The following is a 21,865-nucleotide window of genomic DNA, read 5'->3' as shown; positions in this document are numbered from 1 at the left end:
CTTTCGCGGCCCGGCTACCGGACGCGGTAGGCGCGGATGACGCGCTGGTCGACGCCGCTGCCGCCCGCGTCCTCCGCGGTGACGCGCAGCGACACGGCCTGCCCCTTGACGGGCGCCGGGAGCGGCGCGCCGAACCGCCCGCCGCCGAGCGGCTTCACCTGGACGTCCTGCCAGGTCGCGCCGTCGTCCACGGACGTCCGGAACCGCAGCCCGGTGACCTCGGCCTCGCCGGAGCCCGCCATCCGCGCGACGGTGAACACGGCGGGCTCACCGGACGGCTGGTTGCGCAGGTCGAGGTTCAGGTCGTAGTCGACGAGCAGAAGCGGGAGGTTGGCGCTCCTCCCACCGCGCGGCTCGCGGGAGCGGAACGTCCAGGACGTCGACGTGCGGGTCGACACCGGGAGGATCGCCGACGCGTCGTTGTCGTACGTCAGCCGGTAGTCCGCCTCGCCGGACGGGACGGTGAACTCGCCGAACGGGCCGTCCTTCTCGCCCACCTTCCGGTCGCCGGCGAACAGCGCCATGTGCCCCTTCACCTCGTGCATGGCGCAGTCGAACCCGTCCGGGCGGGTCTGGAGGTCGACGAGCGCGACGCGCATGCTCTGCCCGGTGCGGGCCGCGGGGTACCGCGCGCAGCCGCTGGGCGTGACGCCGGTGCCCGAGTAGGGTCCGGGGCGCAGCGGCTGGAGGCCCCAGCGGGCGGAGACCCGCCGGCCCGGCTCCAGCTTGCCGAAGGGCCCTTGGTCCACCCAGAACTCCTCGCCGAACTTGACGAACCCCTCGTCGCCCCACAGCAGGCCAGGGCCGGTCGAGACGTAGTCGGTCCGGGACGTTCCGGGCTTGACGTCACCGGCCCCTTCGAACGTCAGCAGGCCCTCCGGGCTGATGCCGTAGCGCTTCTCGCTCATGGGGATGCCCGGGTCCCCGTCGAACGCGGCGAACTCCTGGTCGACGCGGGCCATCCGCTTGAGTTCGGCGCCGGTGACCACGTGCGTCAGGTCGGCGGGGATTCCGCCGCCCAGGGGGTGGACGACGTCGTAGACCGTGCCGGGCGCGGTCAGCCGGTGGTTGGTGTACGCGCTGAACGTCCCGGTCTGGACGCCGTCCATCGGCTGCGCGTACACGGGCGCTTTCGCGGGATCGAAGGAGTAGGCGCTGAACCACCACAGCCCTTGGCCGGCGTCGCGGACCATGTCCGCGGACATCATCGTCTGCTCGGTCTCGACGCCCTCGACGCGCGCGCCGACCCGCACGGCGGCGGCGCCGTCGAGCGTGACGGTCGTGGGCCCGCCGACGACCACCTCGGAGTCGCCGGCGAGGGCCGAACGCCAGTCACCGAAGTCGTCCACGTTGCCGAGGACCGCGTAGCGGCCTTCGGGGACGCGGACCTTCGCCGTTCCGGTGGCGTCGACCCACTCGGAGAACAGCGCCATGTCGGCCAGGTCGACCACCGTCGCGGAGGCGGAGAAGTTCGCGGGGTCGGTGCCGGGCAGCGGCGTGGCCCTGATCGTGAGGTCGTGCGACGGAGGCTCGACGTAGAACGTCACGGGCGTTTCGAGGACGGCGCCGCCGCCCTTCGCCGTCACCACGGCCGTGTACAGGCCGGGGCGGTCGGCGAGTTCGGCCGCGTCCACGGTCAGCGGGGCCTCGCCGGCGCCGCCCGCCGGGACGTCCACGCCCGCCGGGACGCTCGCCGCACCGTCCGCCGCGTGCCCGCGGCGGTCGACGACCTTCACGCTCAACCGCAGGCGGACGGGACTGGACGACTGGGACGTCCAGCCGAGCTTCGCCGACAGCGCGCCGTGCTCGGGGAACCGGGACGTGCCGAGGTCGACGATGCTCTGCGCGGCGAGGACGGGGCTCTTCGCGGCCTCCCCGGCGTCGAGGCGTCCGGCGCCGCGCTCGTAGACGTCACCGCCGGTCGCGGGGTCGGCCGTCCCGACGAGGGCGGCCTTGAGGCGGGCCGGCCCCCAGTCCGGGTGCTTCGCGGCGAGCAGCGCGGCGGCGCCGGCGACGTGCGGCGTGGCCATCGACGTCCCGGACGACTTCGTGTAGGCCGCCCCGGTCGGGGTGCCCATGGCGGTGCCCTCGGCGCGGGCCGCGACGATGTCGACGCCCGGCGCGACGATCTCCGGTTTGGCGGCGTGGCCGCGCGGCCCCCGGCTGGAGAACTCCGCGAGCCGGTCGCGGGCGTCGACCGCCCCGACGGTCAGCGCGGCGTCGGCCGTTCCGGGCGAGCCGACCGACCCGACCAGGCCGTCGTTGCCCGCCGCGACGACGAACAGCGTCCCGTGCCGCTTCGTCAGGTCGTTCAGGGCCAGCGAGAGGGGATCCGCGCCGTCGGTGGGGGCGCCGCCGAGGCTCATGTTGACGACGTCGGCGCGCGGCGCCGCCCACTCCATCCCGGCGATCACGCTGGAGTCGGTGCCGGAGCCCTCGTCGTCGAGGACCTTGCCGATCAGCAGGTCCGCGTCCGGGGCGACGCCCTTGCGCCGCCCGTCCGAGGCGGCGCCCGTCCCGGCGACGGTCGAGGCGACGTGGGTGCCGTGCCCGAACCGGTCGGCGGTGCCGGCCGACTCGGAGAAGTTCCTCGTCTCGGCGATGCGTCCCCTGAGGTCGGGGTGCCCGGCGTCCACGCCCGTGTCCAGGACGGCGACCTTCGCGCCCTTGCCGGTGTATCCGGCGCGCCAGGCCTCGGGCGCGCCGACCTGCCGAAGGTTGCGATCGAGCCGCCCCGCGGCGGGGGCGACCGCGGGGGCGGTCGGGGCGGCGCTCGCCCTGACCTTGCCGTCCAGCCAGATGTGCCGGATCCCGCCCGTCGCCTTCAAGGAGGGGCCGCGCATCCCGGCCAGCGTCTCGCCGAAGGCGCTCGCGTCGCCCTTGGACTGCCGCACGGCCACGGCGCCGATGCTCGGCAGGTCCCGCGTCCGGTCGAGCGTCCCTCGGAGCGCCGACAGGGGGCGGGCGTCCTTGTCGCGCTGGACGATCAGCGGCAGGTCCTTGCTGCGGGCGTCGTCGTAGCCCTGCGCGACCAGCGCGGTCACGTCGAACAGCTCGGGGTCGATCAGCCGGCCGACCAGCCCGGCGACGTCGATCGGGACGACCACGACGTGCCCGTCCGGACGGATCTCCTTGCGGAACGAGCGCTTCTCCCGGCCGGGCGCGGGCGTCACCGAGACGAGCGGGGGCCTGCCCCTGACCGTCCGGACGGCGACGACGTCCCCGGTCAGCAGGGTCACCTTCCAGGAACCGCGGGTGTCCAGGCCGCCCGGCGGGCTCGGCGCGGCGTGGGCGGGCGGCGGGACCGCGGCCAGCGCCCCGGCCGCCGTCAGGAGGCCGAGCAGGGCCCGGCTCCGGCGTCTGTGGGTCATCGAGTCTCCTCTGCCATCGCCGTCCCGCGATGGGACGGTCGATGTTGATCACCCGAAGGGGCCGATCGAGTTCACGGCGGGCGCCGCGGACGTCATGCCGCGGTCGGAGAACGGGTCTCGACCGTGGTCGGATGACCGGGAGACGCGGGGGGCCGAAGCTGGGCGGCATGACATCGAAGACGAAGGCCACCCCGGCGATCAGGGTGGAGGGGCTGTCGAAGCGCTACGGCCGGCGCACGGTGGTCGACGATCTGACGTTCACCGTCCGGCCGGGCGCGGTGACGGGCTTCTTCGGCCCGAACGGCGCGGGCAAGACGACCGCGCTGAAGGCCGTCGTGGGACTGGCGCGGCCGTCGGCGGGCACGGTCTCGGTGCTGGGAGCGCCGGTCGCCTCGACGGCGCCGGACGCGCGCCGGATCGGCGTCCACATCGAGCCCTGCGGCGCGCACCCCGGCCGGACGGCCCGCGCGCATCTGCGGGCGCTGGCGCTGTCGGCGGGACTGCCGCGACACCGCGTCGGGGAGGTCCTGGAGGTCGCCGAGCTGACGCGGGCGGCGGGCCGCCGGGTCGGCTCCTTCTCGCTCGGGATGCGGCAGCGGCTCGGGCTGGCCGCCGCGCTGCTGGGCGACCCGGAGATCCTGGTGCTGGACGAGCCGGCCAACGGGCTCGATCCGCAGGGGATCCGCTGGCTCCGGAGGATGCTGCGGGACAGGGCGGCGGAGGGCGGCACGGTGCTGCTGTCCAGCCACATGCTCGCGGAGGCCGCGCAGACCGTCGACGACGTCGTCGTCATCGACCGTGGCAGGCTCGTGCACGAGGGACCGATCAGTGAGGTCGAGTCGCTGGAGGACGTCTTCCTCGAACTCACCGGAGGCGTGGAGCGATGATCGGCCTGCTTCGAGGGGAACTGCTCAAGTCGGTGACGACCCGTGCCGTGTGGGGGTTCGCGGCCGGAGGGACGGCCTTCGCCGCCCTGAACGCGGTGCTCGTCGCCGTGGCGTCGGGAACGATCGACGAGGTCGCGGAGAAGAAGGAGGCGCTGTCGGCGCTCCCGGTCCTCCTGCTGCTGTGGGGGCTCGTCGGCGCGGCGGGCGAGTACCGCCACCGGACCGCCGCGCCCACGGCGCTGGTGGCCCGGCGCGGCCGCGGGACCGTCCTGGCGGTGCGGATCGCGGCGTACGCGCTGACCGGCCTCGGGCTGGCGCTGCTGATCAACGCGGTGGCGGTCTGCGTGGCGCTGCCGCTGCTGGCGGACCAGCCCGGCCCGGACCTGACGTCCGGTCAGGTCGCCGAGGTCGTGGCGGGCAACGTCTCGGCGCTCGTGCTGGCGACGGTGCTGGGCGCGGCGCTCGGCGCGCTCATCCGCGGCCCGGTCGTCGGCGCGGTGGTCCTGCTGATCCTGGACCTGGTGGTGCAGCCCCTGGTGAGCGGGGCGTGGGAGCGGGAGGCGAACCTCTCGCCGTTCGGCGCGGCGGGCGTCATGACGGGCGGAACCCACGACACGACGCTCACGGCCGCGCAGGCCGGCGCGGTGTTCGCGGTCTGGACGGTCCTCGTGGTGGTGGTCGCGGTCGGGTGCGAACGACGGCGTGACCTGGCGTGAACGCCGCGGAGCGGATCCGGGCGGTGCGTGGCCCGCGGGCCGCGCACCGCCCGGCGCTGTTCGACATCGCGCTCGCCGTGGCGGCGACGGTCGTGGAGGTGGGGCTGCTGTTCAACGACGGCACCCGGCCCGCGCCGCTGCCGATCGCGGTGACCGTCCTGTCCGGGGCGGTGCTCTTGGCCCGCCGCCGGTTCGGGGTGGCGGTGACCGGGGCGACGGTCGCGGCGGCGGCCGCGGTGTCCGCGGCCGGGTACGCGCCCGGAGGCGCGCCGGTCGTGGTCGCGCTGTGGTCGCTCGCCGAGACACGCGACCGGCGCGTCTCGCTCGCGGCGCTGGCGCCGGTGGTCGTGTTCCTTCTCGCCGGGAGCGTCTGCGCCCCGCCGGCGCCGATCGGGGCGTGGATGCTGGGCGCCTACATGCAGACGCGCCGCCGCTACGTCAGGGCGGTGGAGGATCGGGCCGCGACCCTCGAACGCGAGCGGGAGCAACTCGACCTGATCGCGGCGCAGCGCGAGCGCGGCGCGATCGCCCGCGAGCTCCACGACATCGTCGCCCACTCGGTGACGGTGATGTTGATCGGGGTCCGCGGCGCCCGCGACGTCCTGGAGACCGAACCGGTGGTGGCCGCGCGGACGCTGGAGCAGGTGGAGGCCAGCGCCGAGCAGAGCCTGGCCGAGTTGCGGCGGATCCTCGTCCTGCTGCGCGGGCGGGAGGCCGCGGAGACCCGGCCGCAGCCCTCGCTGGCGGACCTGGACGAACTGGTCGCCGGGTACCGCGCGGCGGGGCTGCCGGTCCGGCTGGAGATCGCCGGAGAACCGCGGGACCTGCCGAGCGGGGTGGAGCTGTCCGCCTATCGGATCATCGAGGAGGCGTTGACCAACGCGCTGAAACACGCCGAGGCCACACTGGTCACGGTGGGGCTCCGCTACGGCGGAGCGGACCTGGAGGTGCGGGTGCACGACGACGGGACGGCGACCGGCGAGCCGGGTTCCGGCGGGCACGGCCTGGTGGGGATGCGGGAGCGGGTCGCGGTGCTCGGCGGCGAGCTGGAGACGGGCCGGGCCCCCGGCGGCGGGTTCCGGATCGCGGCACGGCTGCCGGTCGGGGGGCGGGCGTGACGATCCGGGTGATGATCGTCGACGATCAGGAACTGATCCGGATCGGTTTCCGGCTGTTCCTGCAGACCCAGCCCGGCCTGGAGGTCGTCGGCGAGGCCGCGGACGGCCGGGAGGCCCTCGTGCGCGCGGCGGAGCTGCGGCCCGACGTCGTCCTGATGGACGTGCGGATGCCGCGGGTGGACGGCGTCGAGGCCACCGCCCGCCTCACCGGCGCGGACCGTCCGCCCCGCGTGCTGATCCTCACCACCTACGACCTCGACGAGTACGTGTTCGGCGCGCTGCGCGCCGGGGCGTCGGGATTCCTGCTGAAGGACGCGCCCCGCGAGCGGCTCCTGGAGGCGATCCGCGTCGTCCACCAGGGCGAGGCGCTGCTGTCCCCCTCGATCACCCGCCGCCTGATCGAGGACTACGCCGAGCGCACCGACCCGGTCCGGCCGTCACCGGACCTGCTGACCGCGCTGACCCCCCGCGAGCGCGAGATGCTCCTGCTCGTGGCCCAGGGCCTGTCGAACCAGGAGATCGCGGCGCGGCTCGTCGTCACCGAGGCCACCGTCAAGAGCCATGTCGGCAGCGTGTTCGCCAAGCTCCATCTGCGCGACCGCGTCCAGGCCGTCGTGCTGGCCTACGAGCACGGAATCGTCGTCCCGGGCCGCCGTCCCGACCCGCTCTGACAGATCGCCGGTCACGGTCGGCGCGGGGCGTCGTCGTCCCGCTGGGTCCCTGGGCTCCTCCTGGCGGGGGACGGGCCGCAGGGGCGTTCTCCTCCGTCCAGGCGATCTCGTGGTCGACAGGACCGCGCCGGGAACCGGAATAGGGCGCTCACTCGTCCTGTTGTAGAGGTCGTCAGCAAAGTTGAGTCCGGCCGACTCAAGTCATTTGACAAGGATGGGATCGCCGGGCAACCTAGCGGGCAGAAGACTCAACCGGCCGCGCCTCGGGGGCGACCGGGGCTGCGATACCACCGGATACGACGGAGGACGAGAAACATGGCACGTGCGGTCGGCATCGACCTCGGGACGACCAACTCGGTCGTCGCGATCCTGGAGGGCGGCGAGCCCACCGTCATCGCGAACGCGGAGGGGTCGCGGACCACGCCGTCCGTCGTCGCCTTCGCCAAGAACGGCGAGGTCCTGGTCGGCGAGGTCGCCAAGCGCCAGGCGGTGACCAACGTCGACAGGACGATCCGGTCGGTCAAGCGCGAGATGGGCACCGACTGGAAGACCAAGATCGATGACAAGGACTTCAACCCGCAGCAGATCAGCGCGTTCGTGCTGCAGAAGCTCAAGCGGGACGCCGAGTCCTACCTGGGCGAGACGGTCACCGACGCGGTCATCACCGTCCCCGCCTACTTCTCCGACCACCAGCGCCAGGCCACCAAGGAGGCCGGCCAGATCGCGGGGCTGAACGTCCTGCGCATCATCAACGAGCCGACCTCGGCGGCGCTGGCCTACCACCTGGAGAAGGAGAACGAGGCCACCATCCTGGTGTTCGACCTCGGCGGCGGCACGTTCGACGTGTCCCTGCTGGAGGTCGGCGACGGCGTGGTCGAGGTGAAGGCCACCAGCGGCGACAACCACCTGGGCGGCGACGACTGGGACAACAAGGTCGTCGAGTGGCTGGTCGAGCGCTTCAAGAACGCCAACGGCGTCGACCTGTCCAAGGACAAGATGGCGCTGCAGCGGCTCCGCGAGGCCGCGGAGAAGGCCAAGATCGAGCTGTCCGGCTCGTCCGAGACGCAGATCAACCTGCCCTACATCACCGCGTCCGCCGAGGGCCCGCTGCACCTGGACGAGAAGCTCACCCGCGCCGAGTTCCAGCGGATGACCTCCGACCTCCTGGAGCGCACGAAGGCCCCGTTCCAGCAGGTGCTGAAGGACGCCGGCATCTCGGTGAACGAGATCAACCAGGTCGTCCTGGTCGGCGGTTCCACCCGGATGCCCGCGGTCTCCGAGCTGGTCAAGGAGCTGACCGGCGGCAAGGAGCCGAACAAGGGCGTCAACCCCGACGAGGTCGTCGCGATCGGCGCCAGCCTCCAGGCCGGCGTGCTCAAGGGCGAGGTCAAGGACGTCCTGCTGCTGGACGTGACCCCGCTGAGCCTCGGCATCGAGACCAAGGGCGGCATCTTCACCAAGATCATCGAGCGGAACACCACGATCCCGACCAAGCGGTCGGAGACGTTCACCACCGCCGACGACAACCAGCCGTCCGTGGAGATCCAGGTCTACCAGGGCGAGCGCGAGATCGCCGCGTACAACAAGAAGCTCGGCACCTTCCAGCTCACCGGTCTGCCGCCGGCGCCGCGCGGCGTCCCGCAGATCGAGGTCACCTTCGACATCGACGCCAACGGCATCGTGAACGTCAGCGCGAAGGACCAGGGCACCGGCCGCGAGCAGTCGATGGTCATCACGGGCGGCAGCGCGCTGCCCAAGGACGACATCGAGAAGATGATGCGCGACGCCGAGCAGTACGCCGAGGAGGACCGCCGGCGCAAGGAGGAGGCCGAGGTCCGCAACCAGGCCGACACCCTCGCGTACTCGACCGAGAAGTTCCTGCGGGAGAACGACGAGAAGGTCCCCGCGGAGCTGAAGACCGAGGTGAACGACGCGGTCGCCGAGGTCAAGAAGGCCCTGGAGGGCACCGACGTCGACGCGATCAAGGGCAGCGCCGAGAAGCTCGCGCAGGTGAGCCAGAAGATGGGCGCCGCGATGTACGCGCAGAACCCCGAGGGCGCCCAGGCCGGCGCCGAGGACCACGGGCCGACGGCCGGCGCCCAGGGCGGCCAGCCGCAGGACGACGAGGTCGTCGACGCCGAGATCGTGGACGAGGACAAGCCGAAGGGTGATGCGTCGTGACGTCCTCTCCCAACGGGGGCGAGGAGAAGGAGGGCCCGGTGATCCGCGACAAGCGGCGCATCGATCCCGAGACGGGGGAGGTCCGGGCGCAGGCGGGGGAGACCCCCGCGGCCCCGGAGGCCCCGGTGGACGGGGCCGGCGCCAAGGCCACGGGCGAGGAGGACTCCTCGCTGAAGACCCAGCTGGCGGAGCGGCTCGCCGACCTCCAGCGCCTGAAGGCGGAGTACGACAACTACCGCAAGCGCGTCGAGCGCGACCGGGTCGCCGTCCGCGAGCAGGCCCTCGGGCAGGTGCTGTCCGAGCTGCTCCCGGTGCTGGACGACATCGGCCGCGCCCGGGACCACGAGGAGCTCACCGGCGGATTCAAGTCCGTCGCGGAGAGCCTTGAGGCGGTCACCGGCAAGCTCGGCCTGGAGCGGTACGGGGAGAAGGGCGAGCCCTTCGACCCGGTCGTGCACGAGGCGCTGATGCACTCGCACTCGGCCGAGGTGACCGAGACGAGCGTCACCGACGTCCTGCAGCCCGGCTACCGGATCGGCGAGCGGGTCCTGCGGCCCGCCCGCGTGGCGGTGGCCGACCCCGCTCCGGACTCCGGAGCCGGGGAGTCCGGCGGCGGGCCGGACGAGGCGGACGACGAAACGGGCGAATGATCCCCAGGGGGCCCGCCCGCGAGGGCGGGCCCCGCAGGGGCCTGAAGACATGTGGCAAGTGGCGATAGCAGAAGGCGGGGCGCCGTGAGCACCAAGGACTACCTGGAGAAGGACTACTACAAGGTCCTCGGTGTCGCGAAGTCGGCCTCCCAGGAGGAGATCAAGAAGTCCTACCGGAAGCTGGCGCGCAAGTACCACCCGGACGCCAACAAGGGCGACGCCGAGGCCGAGGACCGCTTCAAGGAGGTCTCGGAGGCCTACGACGTCCTGTCGGACGAGAAGCGCCGCAAGGAGTACGACGCGGTGCGCTCGATGCCGGGCGGCTTCCGCGGCCAGCAGGGCGGCGGATTCGGGTTCGACCTCGGCGACCTGTTCGGCCAGACCGGCGGGACGCAGCCGGGCGGCGCCGGGGAGCGCATCGGCGACCTGTTCGGCGGCCTGTTCGGCGGCCGCGGCGGCGGCGGGACCCGCACGGCGGGGACGCGGCGCGCCCGGCGCGGCGCGGACGTCGAGACCGAGGTGACCCTGTCGTTCGGCCGCGCGATGAACGGCGTCACCGTTCCGATCAAGCTGACCAGCGAGGCGGCCTGCAACGGCTGCCGCGGGACGGGCGCCAAGGCCGGCACCGTGCCGCGCGTGTGCCCGAGCTGCGAGGGCACCGGGCACGAGACCCGCAACCTCGGCAACTTCGGCTTCCAGGAGCCGTGCAAGGAGTGCCGCGGACGGGGCCTCGTCGTGGACGACCCGTGCCCGATCTGCCACGGCAGCGGCCGCGCGACCGGCACGCGGACCATCCAGGCCCGCATCCCGGCGGGCGTCGCGGACGGGCAGAAGATCCGGCTGAAGGGCAAGGGCGCGCCCGGCGAGAACGGCGGCCCGGCCGGCGACCTGTACGTGAACATCAAGGTGCTGCCGCACCCGGTGTTCGGGCGCAGCGGCGACAACCTGACGCTGACCGTCCCGGTGACCTTCCCCGAGGCGGCGCTCGGCGGCGAGATCCGGGTGCCGACCTTCCAGGGGCAGCCGGTCACGCTGAAGCTGCCCGAGGGCACCCCGAACGGCCGCAAGTTCCGCGTGAAGGGCCGGGGCGCGCCGCGGCGCGACGGCACGAAGGGCGACCTGCTGGTCACCGTCGACGTGCACGTCCCGCAGAAGCTCGACGAGCAGGCGCGCGAGGCGCTCGACCGGCTCCGGACCGCGGGCGCCGGCGAGGACCTGCGCGCGGACCTCCTCCAGCAGGCCAGACAGGAGTGATCTTCATGGATCCCTTCGGCGACGACACTCCGGTCTACGTGATCTCCGTGGCGGCGCAGCTGTCCGGACTGCATCCGCAGACGCTGCGCACCTACGACCGGATGGGTCTGGTGTCCCCCGGCCGGACGGCGGGCCGGGGACGCCGCTACTCGATGCGGGACATCGTGATGCTCCGGGAGATCCAGCGGCTCTCCCAGGAGGAGGGCATCAACCTGTCCGGCATCAAGCACATCCTGGAGCTGCAGCGCGACAACGTGCGGCTCCGCGAGGAGCTCGGCAAGGCGCACGCGGCGCTGGAGGACCTCGCGAACGAACTCGAATCGACCCGCGCGGTCGCGGCGCGGCTGGCGCAGCAGCGGCGGCACGGGGAACCGGGCGGCACTCCCGGCGCCGACCTCGTGCCCATCAGGCGCACGAGCGTCGTGGTGTGGCACGAGCGCAACTCGGACTGAACAAAGGCAGTGGTCGGGGGCCTGGGGGTTGTCCCCCAGATTGACAAGGCAGTGGTCGGGGGTCTGGGGGTTGTCCCCCAGATTGACAAGGCAGTGGTCGGGGGTCTGGGGGGCGTCCCCCCGGAAGGAACAGAGCACGGGGTGGGGCGATGGACTACAAGCTGACGCAGAAGAGCCAGGAGGCGCTGTCGATCGCGGTCCGCAGGGCGGCGGCCGAGGGCCACCCCGAGGTGGACCCGCAGCACCTGCTGGTGGCCCTGATCGGGCTGCCGGACGGGACGGCGGTGCCGCTGCTGGAGGCGGTCGGCGCCGACTGGCAGGTGATCCGGCGGCGGGCGGAGGAGCAGCTCGCGGCGATGCCGAAGGCGCAAGGGTCGACGGTGGCGACGCCGCGGCTGTCCGGCCAGCTCCAGCGGTCGGTCAACACGGCGGCCAACCGGGCGCAGCAGCTGGAGGACGAGTACGTCTCGACCGAGCACCTGCTGGTCGGGCTGGCGGCGGACGGCGGTCCGGCGGCGGGCCTGCTGAAGGAGTTCGGCGCGACGCCCGAGGCGCTGCTGGAGGCGTTCGAGAAGGTGCGCGGCCACGCCCGCGTCACCAGCGAGAACCCCGAGGGCACCTACCAGTCGCTGGAGAAGTACGGCGTCGACCTGACGGCGGCGGCCCGCGACGGCCGGCTCGACCCGGTCATCGGCCGCGACCCGGAGATCCGCCGGGTGATCCAGGTGCTGTCGCGCCGGACGAAGAACAACCCGGTGCTGATCGGCGAGCCCGGCGTCGGCAAGACGGCCGTGGTGGAGGGCCTGGCGCAGCGGATCATCGCGGGCGACGTCCCCGAGTCGCTGCGCGGCAAGCGGCTGGTGTCGCTGGACCTCGGCGCGATGGTCGCGGGCGCGAAGTACCGCGGCGAGTTCGAGGAGCGGCTGAAGGCCGTCCTCAACGAGATCAGGAAGAGCGAGGGGCAGGTCGTCACGTTCATCGACGAGCTGCACACGGTCGTCGGTGCGGGCGCGGCCGAGGGCGCGATGGACGCCGGCAACATGCTGAAGCCGATGCTGGCCCGCGGCGAGCTGCGGATGATCGGCGCGACGACGCTGGACGAGTACCGGGAGCGGATCGAGAAGGACGCCGCCCTGGAGCGCCGGTTCCAGCAGGTGTTCGTCGGGGAGCCGACCGTCGAGGACACGATCGCGATCCTGCGCGGGCTGAAGGGCCGGTACGAGGCGCACCACAAGGTGCAGATCAACGACTCGGCGATGGTGGCGGCGGCGACGCTGTCCGACCGCTACATCACCTCCCGGTTCCTGCCGGACAAGGCGATCGACCTGGTGGACGAGGCCGCGTCCCGGCTGCGCATGGAGATCGACTCCCGGCCGGTCGAGGTCGACGAGCTGCAGCGCGCCGTCGACCGGCTGAAGATGGAGCAGATGAACCTGGAGAAGGAGACCGACGAGGCGTCCCGGCAGCGCCTCGAACGGCTCCGCGCCGACCTCGCCGACAGGCAGGAGCAGCTGAGCGGCCTGAACGCCCGCTGGGAGCGGGAGAAGGCGGAGCTGAACCGGGTCGGCGAGATCAAGGAGCGGATCGACCAGCTGCGCGGCGAGGCGGCGCGGGCCGAGCGCGACGGCGACCTGGAGACGTCCTCGCGGCTCGTCTACGGCGAGATCCCGGCGCTGGAGAAGCAGCTGGAGGAGGCGTCGGAGGCGGCCGAGACCCGCGACACGATGGTCAAGGAGGAGGTCGGCCCGGACGACGTCGCCGACGTGGTCGCGTCCTGGACGGGCATCCCGGCGGGGCGGCTGCTCGAAGGCGAGACCGCGAAGCTGCTGCGCATGGAGGACGACCTCGGCAGGCGGCTGATCGGCCAGGAGACCGCGGTCCGCACGGTGTCGGACGCGGTGCGCCGCGCCCGGGCGGGCATCTCCGACCCCGACCGGCCGACCGGCTCGTTCCTGTTCCTCGGCCCGACGGGCGTCGGCAAGACGGAGCTGGCGAAGGCGCTCGCGGAGTTCCTGTTCGACGACGAGCGGGCGATGACCCGCATCGACATGAGCGAGTACTCCGAGAAGCACAGCGTCGCCCGCCTGGTCGGCGCGCCGCCCGGATACGTCGGCTACGAGGAGGGCGGCCAGCTCACCGAGGCCGTCCGGCGCCGCCCGTACTCGGCGGTCCTGCTGGACGAGGTGGAGAAGGCGCACCCGGAGGTCTTCGACATCCTGCTGCAGGTGCTGGACGACGGCCGCCTCACCGACGGCCAGGGCCGCACGGTCGACTTCCGCAACACGATCCTGATCCTCACCTCCAACATCGGGTCGCAGTTCCTCGTCGACCCGACGCTGGAGAACGGGGCCAAGCGGGAGGCGGTGTGGAACGCCGTCCGGAACTCGTTCAAGCCGGAGTTCCTCAACCGCCTCGACGACGTGATCCTGTTCGACGCCCTGTCGACCGACGAGCTGACCCGGATCGTCGACCTCCAGGTGGACCGGCTGGCCGACCGCCTCGCCGACCGGCAGCTCACGCTGCGGGTCACGCCCGCGGCCCGCGAGTGGCTGGCGCTGACCGGCTACGACCCGCTGTACGGCGCGCGGCCGCTGCGCCGGCTGGTGCAGACGGCGATCGGCGACCAGCTCGCCCGCGAGCTGCTGTCCGGCGAGGTCCGCGACGGCGACGAGGTGGTCGTCGACCTCGACGAGGCCGCCGACCGCCTGACCGTCCAGCCGTCGAGCGGCCTGAAGATGACGAAGTGACCGCGTGAAGGCGGCCCGGGGGTCCTCTCCCCGGGCCGCCTTCGTGTTCCGTCAGACTTCGAGGTTCTCCTCGATCTCGCGGAGGCGGTGGCGGGCGAGCGCCAGGTTGCCGCGGGCGCGGTCGAGCGCCATGTAGAGGAACAGCCCCTTGCCCTTGCGGCCCGTGACCGGCCGGATGACGTGGTACTGGCTGGAGATGCTGATGAGGATGTCCTCGATCTCCTCCTTGATGCCGAGCTGGTCCATGGTGCGGAGCTTGGCGCGCACCACCTCGGTGTTCCCGGCGGCCGCGACCTGCAGGTCGAGGGTCTTGGAACTGCCGAGCTGGCCGAGGGCCATCCCGCTGTTGTAGTCGACGACGGCGACGCCGATGGCCCCGTCGATCGTCATCATGTCCTTGAGCGCGAGATCGAGATTGGACATGGTGCTCCCTTTCCTTGTCGTGTGCGCTTCGTTGTCGTGCGCTTCGTTGCCGTGCGCTTCGTTGCCGTGCGGCCGCGCCGTCAGGGGCGGCGCGCGCCCGTGAGGTGGGCGGCGATGGCGCGGGCGGCGGGCCGCGACTCCAGGTGGAGGCGGCCCACGTTGACGTCCGGGTCGGCGAGGACGGTGAGGGACGCGGTGGGTCCGGCGGCGTAGATGACCACGTAGCCGTCCACGCCGCGGATCACGACCTCGTGGAAGGCGCCGCCGTGCGCGGTCTGCGCGATCCGGTGGGCGAGGGACAGGCCCGTCGCCGTCACGGCCGCCATGCCGGCGGGCTCGACGGCCCCGGGCAGGTCGTGCGCGATGAGCAGCCCGTCCACCGAGGCCACGAGGCTCCCGTCGAGCCGCGGGACACGGGTCCGCAGCGACCTCAGCTCCGCCGCCACCGCCTGCTCCGTCGCGCGCACCGCCGCGGCCCCCGCGGCCCCCGCGGCCGGTGCGCCCGGCGTGCCGGCCCCCGCTCGTTTCGCCACCTTCGCCAGCCTTTCGATCAAGTGAGCCACTCGGTCCCCAGCACGGTCAGCCGAGCTCCACCAGCGCCGCGTGGAGCCGGACGAGCAGGTCGTGGTCCGCGGGCGCCCAGTCGGCGGGGACCTCCTCGCGGACGGGCGCGGCGCCGGGCCCTTCCGGCGGGCCGGTCCGCACCAGCGACGCCGCGGCGAGCCCCCGCACGGCGAGCAGGCACGCGAACACCGTCCGCCCGAGCTCGCGGGCCAGTTGCGCGGGGGTGCGCCTGCCGTCGGCGTTGAGCAGGATCTCCGCCTGGAGGCCGGTCAGGATGACGCGCTGCCGTCGGAGGCGCCGGACCGGCACCACCGGTGCGACGTCGACGCCGCCGTCGGGCCAGGCGGCGTCGAGGAGGGCGCGGCGGCGGCGCTCCTCGTGGACGAGCGTCGCCACGGTCACCCGCCGGGGGCCGCCGCTCGGCGGTCCCTCGGTGAACGCCGGCTCGGCCCGCGAGGCGAGGAGCAGGCAGGCGGCGTCGAACGTCGCGAGCAGCCCGGCCAGTTCCGGGTCGGGCCCGTCCGGGAGGTCGCCGGGCCCCGGCGTGTGCCGGCTCTCGGCGAGGGTGACGGCCCCGCGGTCGACATGGAACGCGCCGTCGCCGCCCACCCGCAGCAGGCCGGTGGCCTTCTCCCGTTCCAGGGCCGCCAGGGCCGCGGCGACCCGTCCCGCGTTCGCGTCCGCCATGTCATCCGCCCTTGATCTCGCCGAGGAGATCGCGCACGCGGAGCCGGGCGAGCGCGATGTTGCCCCTTTCCCGGTCGAGCAGTAAATGGACGAACAGATGTCCGTCGAGATTCGCTCCCGTGAGGGCCAGCAAATGGTATCCGTCCGTTCCGCAAACAATGATCTCCTCGACGTCGTCCCCCGCCGCGGTGGCGCTGAGCGCCGGCGACGCCAGCACCGCCCGCACCACGTCGGTCGCGCCGGCGGCGTCCTCGTGCTGGTCGAGGACGTCCTCCCGGCCGGCCGCCGCCACGGCGAGCCCGCTGGCGCAGTCGACCAGCGTGACCCGCCGCGCCCCCGGAATGGTCATCATCGACGCGAGGCACCCGTCAATGCCCAAGCCCATTTCCCCACCGAATGAGAGTTGCAAGGACTCGACCATAGCCAGAACATTGCGGCTCGCGAGACTTATCCGCAATTTTCCCTAGACAATCATGTATGGGGTATAAATACCGTCCGGTATGACGGGCGGTCAGGGTCGGTGTGAGGCGTCGCCCCCGGAATCGGTTCCCTCCGCCTCGCCGGTTGGGGGTTGTCCGCAACCGCGTCGGTCCGTGCGCCGGACCTCGCCGAGGCGGCGGGCCAGGTACCGGCGGTCGGCGTCGGCGCGGGCCAGCGCCAGCGCCTCCCGGTAGGCCGCGGCGGCCTCCTCGGACCGGCCGAGGCGGCGCAGCAGGTCCGCGCGGGTGGCGTGGAACAGGTGGTAGCCGTCCAGGCCCTCGATGCGGTCGGCCAGCGCCAGGCCCGCCAGGGGCCCGTCCGCCATCGCCACCGCGACGGCCCGGTTGAGCCGGACGACGGGCCCGGAGACCATCGCTTCGAGCCTTCCGTACAAGGCCGCGATCTGCGGCCAGTCGGTCTCGCCCGCCGTCCGCGCGGCGCCATGGCACGCGGCGATGGCCGCCTGGACCTGGTAGGGGCCGGGCTCGCCCCTGCGGAGGGCCTCGTCCACGAGCGCGGCGCCCTCGGCGATCGCCGCGCGGTCCCAGCGGCTCCGGTCCTGGTCCTCCAGGGCGACCAGGTCGCCGGCCCCGTCCGTCCGGGCGGCGTGCCGCGAATGCTGGAGCAGCAGGAGCGCGAGGAGCCCGGCGACCTCCGGGTCGTCCGGGGCCAGGCCGCGCACGAGACGGGCGAGGCGGATCGCCTCCGCGCACAGGCCGGCGCGCACCGGGTCGGCGCCCTCGGTCGCCGCGTACCCCTCGTTGAACAGCAGGTACACGACGCCCAGGACCGCCGCCGTGCGCTCCGGCAGCAGGTGCGCGGGCGGCACCCGGTACGGGATGCCCGCCTGGCGGATCTTTCGCTTCGCCCGGACGAGGCGCTGCGCCATCGCGGGCTCGGCGACCAGGAACGCCCGCGCGATCTCCCCGGTGGTCAGGCCGAGGACCGTGCGCAGCGTGAGCGCCACGCGGGCCTCGACCGGCAGCGCCGGATGGCAGCAGGTGAAGACCAGCCTGAGCCGGTCGTCGGGAAAGCCGCCCGGCTCCGGCCCCTCCCCCGCGTCCGCCATCGTCCCCAGCTCCCTGAGCTTCGCGGTCTCCGTCGCGCCGCGCCGGATCCGGTTCAGCGCGTGGTTGCGGGCCGTCGTGGTCAGCCAGGCGCCCGGCCGGCGCGGCACCCCGTCGTCCGGCCAGCGTTCGAGGGCGCGCGCGAACGCCTCCTGGGCGCACTCCTCGGCGAGGTCCCAGTCGCCCGTCATGCGGATGAGGGTCGCGACGACCCGGCCCCACTCCTCGCGGAAGGCCGCCGCGACCGCACGTCCCGCGTCCGTCACTCCTCCCCGAACGGCCAGAGCGGCCGCACCTCGATCGACCCGCGCCGCGCCGACGGGTGCCGGGACGCGACGTCGAGCGCCTCCTCCAGGTCGGCGCAGTCGATCAGGTCGAAGCCGAGGATCTGCTCCTTGGTCTCGGCGAACGGACCGTCCGACAGCAGCGTCTCCCCGTCCCGCACGCGCACGGTGGTCGCGGTGTCGGTGAGGCGCAGCCGGTCGCCGAACTTCCGGACGCCGCGGCCGTCCATCTCCTTCACCCACGCCTCGGTGTCGGCGATCATCGCGTCCTGCTCGCCGGGGGTCATCTCCTGCTCCTCGACCCCGCAGATCAGCATCAGGTAGTGCATCGTTCCTCCTCCTGTCGGTGGTGACCCTCACCGGCTCCGAAACTCGTCGCCGGGGGCCGTTTCTCTGTCGACACTCGGGCCCGCCCGATTTCGACACCCGGCCGGTACGGAAGGCAGAGTTCTTCCATGAGGCTTCTGATGCTGGGCGGGACGGAGTTCGTCGGACGGGCGATCACCGAAGAGGCTCTTACCCGCGGCTGGGACGTCACGGTCTTCCATAGAGGGCGCCACGAGCCGCCCCAGGGAGTCGTGTCGCTGCACGGCGACCGCACCGCAGAGGGCGGTCTCCAGGCGCTTGAGGACGGAGAGTGGGACGCCGTCATCGACACCTGGTCCGCCGCACCGTTCGTCGTCCGAAACACAGCGCGCCTGCTCGATGGACGTGTCACGCGGTACGCCTACATCTCCAGCCGCTCGGTGTACCGGTATCCGGAACCGTCCGGGCTCGGCGAGGAAGCCGAGGTGGTGGACGGCTCCCCGGACGACGGCGACGTCGACTACGCAGAGGCGAAGCGCGGGGGCGAACTCGCGGTGCTCGACGTCTACGGGGACAACGCCCTCCTGGTCCGGGCGGGCCTCATCCTGGGCCCGTACGAGAACATCGGGCGGCTGCCCTGGTGGCTGACGCGCATGGCACGGGGCGGCGACGTCCTGGCGCCCGGCCCGCGCGACGCCGGCCTCCAGTACATCGACGTGCGGGACCTCGCCGTCTGGACCGTGGACGCCGTCGAACGCGGGCTCGGCGGCCCCTACAACCTGGTCAGCCCACCCGACCACACGACGATGGAGGAACTGCTCCAGTCCTGCGTCGACGTGACGGGGTCGGAGGCGAATCTCGTCTGGACGGCCCCGGAAGCGATTCTGGAAGCGGGCATCGAGCCGTGGACCGAGCTTCCCGTTTGGCTCCCGCCCGGGGAGGCGTACGACACCCTGCACCGGGGCGATGTCGGCAAGGCTCTCTCCGCGGGGCTGCGTTGCAGGCCCGTCCAGGAGACGGTCGCGGACACCTGGGCCTGGCTCCGGTCGATAGGCGGCACCGCTCCGCAGCGTCCCGACCGTCCCGTGGTCGGTCTGCCCCCCGAGAAGGAGGCCGAGGTCCTGGGCTCCCGCTGACCTCCGGTGCGGGCGCGGCCGGCCGCGCTGTGGACACATCGGCGCCCGTCCGCTAGAGAGGCGTTCTATGACCGCTTTGGTACTCGGCCCCCACCTCCGGCACGTGAGTCACCGCACCGCGACGATCTGGGTGGAGACCGATCGTCCGTGCGAGGTCAGGGTCGTCAACCGGGACCAGGGGGTGGACGCCGCCGCCCGCACCTTCACGGCGCACGGCCACCACTACGCCGTCGTCGAGATCGACGGGCTGGCGCCGGGGGCGCGGATCCCGTACGAGGTGGTGGCGGACGGCGAGACCGTCTGGCCCGAGGCCGGCGCCGGGTTCCCCCCGTCCCACATCAGGACGCTGCGCGAGCACGGCGAGCTGCGCATCTCCTTCGGCTCCTGCCGCCGCTCGCCCGGGACCGTGGAGGAGTACGGGCACGACGCCCTCACCTCGTTCGCCGACAGGCTCCGGACCGGCGGGGAGGACGCCGTCTGGCCGGACGTCCTGCTCATGGTCGGCGACCAGGTGTACGCCGACGAGCTGACCCCCCAGATGCGCGAGTTCATCAGCGGCCGCCGCGCCCCGGGCTCGCCGCCGGCCGGCGAGGTCGCCGACTACGAGGACTACACCCAGCTCTACAAGCTCGCCTGGCACGACGACCCGGCCGTCCGGTGGCTGCTGTCCACGGTCCCCACCTTCACGATCTTCGACGACCACGACATCCGCGACGACTGGAACACCTCGTACACCTGGCGCCGGGAGATGTGGACCCAGCCCTGGTGGAAGGCCCGCATCACGGGCGGCATCGGGTCGTACTGGATCTACCAGCACCTCGGGAACATGTCGCCTCAGGACCGGGCGTCCGACCCCGTCTTCGAGGCCGTCCGGGCCGCCTCCGACGAGACCGGCGACGCGGGCGCCGTCCTGGACGCGTTCGCCGAGAAGGCCGACAAGCAGCCCGAGACCATGCGCTGGAGCTACGCCCACGACTGGGCCGGCACGCGCCTGATCGTCGTCGACAGCCGGTGCTCCCGCCTCCTCACCGCCGACCGGCGCGGCATGCTCGACGACGAGGAGTTCGACTGGCTGGACGGCCAGTGCCAGGGCGGCATGGACCACCTGCTCATCGCCAGTTCGCTCCCCTTCCTGCTTCCCATGGCCATCCACCACGCCGAGTCGTGGAACGAGGCCGTGGCCGAAGGCGCGTGGGGCAGGCGCGGCGCGGCGGTCGGCGAGAAGATCCGCCAGGCCGCCGACCTGGAGCACTGGGCCGCGTTCGACAGGTCGTTCCGCGCCGTCGCCGCCGGCGTCGTCGCCGTCGGGCGCGGGGAGCGCGGCCCGGCGCCGGCGAGCATCTCGTTCCTGTCCGGCGACATCCACTACTCCTACCTGGCACGGATCACCGCGCCCGCCACCCGGTCGAAGATCACCCAGATCGTCTGCTCGCCCCTGCGCAACCCGCTGGAGGGCAAGTTCCGGTGGGCGAACCGCATCGCCTACTCGCGGGCCGCCGGCCGGCCCTTCCGCGTCCTGGCGAAGCTCGCGAAGGTGCCCGCCCCGCCGATCCGGTGGCGGATGACGAACGGCCCCTGGTTCGACAACGCCATCGCCACCGTCGAACTGTCCGGAAGCGACTGCGGCGTGCGGTGGGAGACGCCGGGGACCGGCGGGACGATGTCCGAGATGGGGCGCGCCGAGATCACGTGACGGACGGGTGCGTTCGTTCCACCCCCTCGATGAAACGAACGCACCCGCCGCGCGGACGACCCCGCCCAGACGCCGTCCACACCCCTCCAACGGCGCGGTGTCCCGGCTATGACGCGACTCCCGCAGATATCTGTGACCAAAATGAGCGACAACAGGTGGTCAATCAGTCACAATGAGCAAGCATGGGACCAGGGGACGATGTGCCGGCGCCCGGTGACGCCGAGCCGAGCGACGCCGCACTCATCTCCCGGATCCGCGAGGGCGACGACGCCGCCTACGGCACTCTCTACGAGCGGCATCTGCCCGCCGCGCGCGGACTCGCGGGCCATCTGGCCGGACGCGACGCCGCCGAGGACGCCGTCCAGGACGCGTTCGCCAAGGTCCTCTCCGTGCTCAGGCGCGGCGGCGGGCCCGACGCCGGGTTCCGGCCCTACCTGCTCACGGCCGTGCGGCGGACGGTCTACGACCGGCAGCGCGCCGACCGGCGCGTCCACCACACCGACGACATCGAGGCGTACGAGGTCGAGGAGCCCTTCGACGACCCCGCGGTCGAGAAGCTGGAACGCTCGATGGTCGCGCGGGCCTTCCTGTCGCTGCCCGAGCGGTGGCAGACCGTCCTCTGGCACACCGAGGTCGAGGACGGGAAGCCCGCCGACGTCGCCCCGATCCTCGGCCTGACCGCGAACGGCGCCTCCGCGCTCGCCTACCGGGCCCGCGAGGGGCTGCGGCAGGCCTACCTCCAGATGCACCTCGACGGCCTCGACCCCGGCGACGCGTGCCGTCCCGTCCTGGACAAGCTCGGCGCCTACGTTCGCGACGCGCTGCCGGGCCGCGACTCCCGCAGGGTCGGACGCCATCTGGACGGCTGCAAGCGCTGCAAGGGCCTCCACACGGAACTGGCACAGGTGAACACGGCGCTGCGCGACGTCATCGGGCCGCTCGTCCTGGGGTCGGCGGGCACCGCCTACCTGGGGTCCAAGGGCGGCTTCTTCCTGTGGGTGCGGCATCTGCCCAGGCGGCGGCAGGTGCTCGCGGGGTCCGTGGTGGCCGCCGCCGGGGCGGTGGCGCTCGCCCTGGCGCTCTCCCGAAGCGGTGCGGTCAAGAATATGACGAGCGCTCGCGCCGATCTGTCCAACTCGGTGAAGGCGCGGAACCATCGAGCATTCACCGGCACTTCT

At 73.0% G+C, this 21,865-nt stretch carries 19 protein-coding genes; 12 read left to right on the top strand and 7 right to left on the bottom strand.

The features are described from left to right. Positions 1 to 14 precede the first annotated feature (14 nt). Positions 15 to 3,371, bottom strand: coding sequence for a S8 family serine peptidase (locus AB0K37_RS25455; RefSeq protein ID WP_363985177.1), 3,357 nt, complete (start codon positions 3,369 to 3,371; stop codon positions 15 to 17). A 167-nt stretch (positions 3,372 to 3,538) separates the two neighbouring features. Here AB0K37_RS25455 and AB0K37_RS25450 point away from each other — a divergent pair, with 167 nt between their 5' ends. The 9 genes from AB0K37_RS25450 (at position 3,539) to clpB (ending at position 14,047) form a co-directional block, all read left to right on the top strand. Next, the gene (locus tag AB0K37_RS25450) at positions 3,539 to 4,258 is read left to right on the top strand and encodes an ATP-binding cassette domain-containing protein (RefSeq protein ID WP_363985175.1); all 720 of its coding nucleotides are present in this window, start codon (positions 3,539 to 3,541) and stop codon (positions 4,256 to 4,258) included. Beyond that, positions 4,255 to 4,974: a hypothetical protein gene (locus AB0K37_RS25445; protein WP_363985173.1), complete on the top strand. Its 720-nt coding sequence runs from the start codon at positions 4,255 to 4,257 to the stop codon at positions 4,972 to 4,974. Before AB0K37_RS25450 ends, AB0K37_RS25445 begins: the two co-directional genes overlap by 4 nt. Beyond that, the gene (locus tag AB0K37_RS25440; protein ID WP_363985171.1) at positions 4,971 to 6,092 is read left to right on the top strand and encodes a histidine kinase; all 1,122 of its coding nucleotides are present in this window, start codon (positions 4,971 to 4,973) and stop codon (positions 6,090 to 6,092) included. Before AB0K37_RS25445 ends, AB0K37_RS25440 begins: the two co-directional genes overlap by 4 nt. Positions 6,093 to 6,103: 11 nt before the next feature. After that, positions 6,104 to 6,763: a response regulator transcription factor gene (locus AB0K37_RS25435; RefSeq protein WP_363985169.1), complete on the top strand. Its 660-nt coding sequence runs from the start codon at positions 6,104 to 6,106 to the stop codon at positions 6,761 to 6,763. Positions 6,764 to 7,078: 315 nt separating this feature from the next. After that, positions 7,079 to 8,944, top strand: a complete 1,866-nt coding sequence (dnaK, locus tag AB0K37_RS25430) for a molecular chaperone DnaK (RefSeq protein ID WP_363985167.1) — start codon at positions 7,079 to 7,081, stop codon at positions 8,942 to 8,944. Next, entirely contained in the window at positions 8,941 to 9,594 is a 654-nt protein-coding gene (gene grpE, locus AB0K37_RS25425; RefSeq protein ID WP_363985165.1) for a nucleotide exchange factor GrpE, read from the top strand. The genes dnaK and grpE overlap by 4 nt, the downstream gene beginning before the upstream one ends. An 84-nt stretch (positions 9,595 to 9,678) precedes the next feature. Continuing rightward, on the top strand, positions 9,679 to 10,848 hold the full coding sequence (gene dnaJ, locus AB0K37_RS25420) for a molecular chaperone DnaJ (RefSeq protein WP_363985163.1): 1,170 nt from the start codon (positions 9,679 to 9,681) through the stop codon (positions 10,846 to 10,848). 5 nt (positions 10,849 to 10,853) lie between these two features. Beyond that, on the top strand, positions 10,854 to 11,300 hold the full coding sequence (locus tag AB0K37_RS25415; protein WP_363985161.1) for a helix-turn-helix transcriptional regulator: 447 nt from the start codon (positions 10,854 to 10,856) through the stop codon (positions 11,298 to 11,300). A 149-nt stretch (positions 11,301 to 11,449) separates the two neighbouring features. Beyond that, positions 11,450 to 14,047 (top strand): ATP-dependent chaperone ClpB, encoded by a 2,598-nt coding sequence (gene clpB, locus AB0K37_RS25410; protein ID WP_363985159.1) that lies wholly within the window; start codon positions 11,450 to 11,452, stop codon positions 14,045 to 14,047. 51 nt (positions 14,048 to 14,098) lie between these two features. Here clpB and AB0K37_RS25405 read toward each other — a convergent pair whose 3' ends face one another. From AB0K37_RS25405 to AB0K37_RS25380, 6 genes are all read right to left on the bottom strand, one after another. Beyond that, positions 14,099 to 14,470 (bottom strand): hypothetical protein, encoded by a 372-nt coding sequence (locus AB0K37_RS25405; RefSeq protein ID WP_363985157.1) that lies wholly within the window; start codon positions 14,468 to 14,470, stop codon positions 14,099 to 14,101. A gap of 80 nt (positions 14,471 to 14,550) precedes the next feature. Then, positions 14,551 to 15,003: a roadblock/LC7 domain-containing protein gene (locus AB0K37_RS25400; protein ID WP_363985155.1), complete on the bottom strand. Its 453-nt coding sequence runs from the start codon at positions 15,001 to 15,003 to the stop codon at positions 14,551 to 14,553. Positions 15,004 to 15,049: 46 nt separating this feature from the next. Then, a complete protein-coding gene (locus tag AB0K37_RS25395; RefSeq protein ID WP_363985153.1) occupies positions 15,050 to 15,721 on the bottom strand; it encodes a hypothetical protein in 672 nt (223 codons plus the stop codon). 1 nt (position 15,722) lies between these two features. After that, positions 15,723 to 16,142: a hypothetical protein gene (locus AB0K37_RS25390; RefSeq protein WP_363985151.1), complete on the bottom strand. Its 420-nt coding sequence runs from the start codon at positions 16,140 to 16,142 to the stop codon at positions 15,723 to 15,725. 90 nt (positions 16,143 to 16,232) lie between these two features. Next, on the bottom strand, positions 16,233 to 17,534 hold the full coding sequence (locus AB0K37_RS25385) for an RNA polymerase sigma factor (protein WP_363985149.1): 1,302 nt from the start codon (positions 17,532 to 17,534) through the stop codon (positions 16,233 to 16,235). Beyond that, a complete protein-coding gene (locus tag AB0K37_RS25380; RefSeq protein ID WP_363985147.1) occupies positions 17,531 to 17,881 on the bottom strand; it encodes a YciI family protein in 351 nt (116 codons plus the stop codon). The genes AB0K37_RS25385 and AB0K37_RS25380 overlap by 4 nt, the downstream gene beginning before the upstream one ends. A gap of 126 nt (positions 17,882 to 18,007) precedes the next feature. Here AB0K37_RS25380 and AB0K37_RS25375 point away from each other — a divergent pair, with 126 nt between their 5' ends. The 3 genes from AB0K37_RS25375 to AB0K37_RS25365 form a co-directional block, all read left to right on the top strand. Further along, on the top strand, positions 18,008 to 18,994 hold the full coding sequence (locus AB0K37_RS25375) for an NAD-dependent epimerase/dehydratase family protein (RefSeq protein WP_363985145.1): 987 nt from the start codon (positions 18,008 to 18,010) through the stop codon (positions 18,992 to 18,994). Between the two features lie 67 nt (positions 18,995 to 19,061). Beyond that, a complete protein-coding gene (locus tag AB0K37_RS25370) occupies positions 19,062 to 20,687 on the top strand; it encodes an alkaline phosphatase D family protein (RefSeq protein WP_363985144.1) in 1,626 nt (541 codons plus the stop codon). Positions 20,688 to 20,869: 182 nt separating this feature from the next. After that, positions 20,870 to 21,865 (top strand): sigma-70 family RNA polymerase sigma factor (locus tag AB0K37_RS25365; protein ID WP_363985142.1); only part of this gene is annotated, 996 nt, incomplete at its 3' end.

Origin of the sequence: Actinomadura sp. NPDC049753 (assembly GCF_040674655.1) — a bacterium.
In the GTDB taxonomy this organism is placed as follows: domain Bacteria; phylum Actinomycetota; class Actinomycetes; order Streptosporangiales; family Streptosporangiaceae; genus Spirillospora; species Spirillospora verrucosospora.
The sequence above is the reverse complement of the archived record's forward strand: the minus strand, read 5'-3'. Positions and strand labels throughout refer to the sequence as shown.

Coding starts and splice junctions, on each gene's coding strand:
- AB0K37_RS25455 (WP_363985177.1), bottom strand. CDS start 3,371: ATGACCCACAGACGCCGGAGCCGGGCCCTGCTCGGCCTCCTGACGGCG.
- AB0K37_RS25415 (WP_363985161.1), top strand. CDS start 10,854: ATGGATCCCTTCGGCGACGACACTCCGGTCTACGTGATCTCCGTGGCG.
- AB0K37_RS25450 (WP_363985175.1), top strand. CDS start 3,539: ATGACATCGAAGACGAAGGCCACCCCGGCGATCAGGGTGGAGGGGCTG.
- AB0K37_RS25375 (WP_363985145.1), top strand. CDS start 18,008: ATGAGGCTTCTGATGCTGGGCGGGACGGAGTTCGTCGGACGGGCGATC.
- AB0K37_RS25370 (WP_363985144.1), top strand. CDS start 19,062: ATGACCGCTTTGGTACTCGGCCCCCACCTCCGGCACGTGAGTCACCGC.
- AB0K37_RS25390 (WP_363985151.1), bottom strand. CDS start 16,142: ATGGTCGAGTCCTTGCAACTCTCATTCGGTGGGGAAATGGGCTTGGGC.
- AB0K37_RS25405 (WP_363985157.1), bottom strand. CDS start 14,470: ATGTCCAATCTCGATCTCGCGCTCAAGGACATGATGACGATCGACGGG.
- AB0K37_RS25395 (WP_363985153.1), bottom strand. CDS start 15,721: ATGGCGGACGCGAACGCGGGACGGGTCGCCGCGGCCCTGGCGGCCCTG.
- AB0K37_RS25445 (WP_363985173.1), top strand. CDS start 4,255: ATGATCGGCCTGCTTCGAGGGGAACTGCTCAAGTCGGTGACGACCCGT.
- dnaK (WP_363985167.1), top strand. CDS start 7,079: ATGGCACGTGCGGTCGGCATCGACCTCGGGACGACCAACTCGGTCGTC.
- AB0K37_RS25435 (WP_363985169.1), top strand. CDS start 6,104: ATGATCGTCGACGATCAGGAACTGATCCGGATCGGTTTCCGGCTGTTC.
- clpB (WP_363985159.1), top strand. CDS start 11,450: ATGGACTACAAGCTGACGCAGAAGAGCCAGGAGGCGCTGTCGATCGCG.
- AB0K37_RS25380 (WP_363985147.1), bottom strand. CDS start 17,881: ATGCACTACCTGATGCTGATCTGCGGGGTCGAGGAGCAGGAGATGACC.